The following is a 1,800-nucleotide window of genomic DNA, read 5'->3' on the forward strand; positions in this document are numbered from 1 at the left end:
ACTATAAGTCGGCAAAAGTGGTTTTCGAGGGTGACCGGTATCACCCGTTGCAGTTCCGGGAATTCGTATCCGAGCGCGTAAACGCTTCCGTTCGAGTTCGTGGAATCGGGCCGGATGGTGCAGCTTACCAGGCGGTGATCCCCTGCACCTACCGGTGGTCGCCCCACATGCGGAAGAGGAACCTGGCGGTGATCTACTCCTTCGTGGATTACGTCACCGAGCGCGAGTATGACCCCTCCGAGGTCGCGTTCCTGACTCTCACGGTGCGGCATCCGAGCAGGCATACCTACCCCGCTGCGGCTGCCTGTGTCGATGACCTCCGGCGGGGGTGGTCGCTGCTCTCCCGGGAGTTCCGCCGGCACTCACTCGAATACCTCTGCGTCATGGAGCCGGGTTCCGTGAACGGGTTCGCTCACTATCACTTGGCAGTCTTGGGTGCATCAGAAGCCGTCTGTGAGGCTCTCATAACCCGTTGGTGCAACATCACCGGTGCTCTCCCGGTCGGTCAGGATTACTCACTCGTGAAGGATATCCGGAATACCGGGGCGTATATCGCTAAATACCTCTCAAAAACGCTTGAAACCGATATCGACTACCGGTGGCTGGAGCTCTGCTACCGGAAACGGATTCGGACCTGGTCGATGTCTCGGGAAGCCCGGAGATACATTGCCGAGAAATACAAGAACCCGCTGCGGGGTCTCGGAACGTTCGGTGACTCCTGCATGTCCTGGGCTCTCGTTCCCGATGACCAGGCAACCAGGGCCGAAGGCCCCGTATGCTCCTTAGGGGACAAGTACTGTGAACTAGTGTGATACGTGCTCCGATGACGGTTTTAAGCCTGAGGAGAGGACTTGATAATATGGCACAAACTGACGATATGGAAGCGTGGGTTGGTCTTCCCGTGAGACTTCGCGGGGAGGCACACCAGGAAGGGATCGTGAGGGACTACCGGAGCGATCCGCCGGGGCTGCTTGTTATACTGGATTATAGTGAAGATTGTGGTAGTCCGATATGGTTCTCCCCGGATGAATTGGAGTTGTTGAAATGAAGAGCAATGATGACATGGAAGCGGTTCTTCAGGAACTGCTAGAGGAGGCTATGATCACCGGTGGGGGCGTCTGGGTCTTCGGCCCGGATGGGTCTACGGAGCATCTGGTTCCCCCTCCCCGGATACCTCTCCGGGGTCCTACTCTCTTTCCCCGCCGTCGTGGGTGAGGCTCCCTGGACACTCTCCCCGCACCGGGGAGGCTTGCCCCTCCCCGGAAGGGGTATCGCCACGCTCAGCGACGCCGTAGGCGGAGCGTATCGAGCCTCAGCGGCGTTTGAGCGTCATAGACCCCTGAGAAACGGTTTTAACCTTCTAGGTCGAAGGAGAACTTGACAGAAGTGATAATGTGACTAGGAAGGTGTTACAGCACCTTCCCGGGTCTTGTCCTGTTGACGTAAGTTCTACTGATGCTCCTGGTGGTTGTATCAGTAACCATTCTAGACCCGGGAAGAATATTAACGTTTCGAGTGAGCACCAGTGGCCTGAGTCTCCCGGTTGTCGGGATGGGGTGCAGCCTTGGTCAACCGTCCCCGGGGGGGTCGGTGGTGGGGACGGGCGAGGGCTTGCCCCGCCCGGCCCCGGACCCCGGCAACCTCCCCTTGACTCTTTCTACTATAAGTCGGCAAAAGTGGTTTTCGAGGGTGACCGGTATCACCCGTTGCAGTTCCGGGAATTCGTATCCGAGCGCGTAAACGCTTCCGTTCGAGTTCGTGGAATCGGGCCGGATGGTGCAGCTTACCAGGCGGTGATCC

General features: G+C 58.3%; 1 protein-coding gene. It reads left to right on the forward strand.

The genetic code is table 11. The features are described from left to right. On the forward strand, nt 1-812 hold an 812-nt coding region (locus ACE4YL_RS07845; RefSeq protein WP_461369470.1), incomplete at its 5' end, for a rolling circle replication-associated protein. Nucleotides 813-1,800: the final 988 nt, after the last annotated feature.

Source organism: Candidatus Darwinibacter acetoxidans, assembly GCF_041936445.1.
Taxonomy (GTDB): Bacteria; Bacillota; Limnochordia; order Darwinibacteriales; family Darwinibacteriaceae; genus DTU010.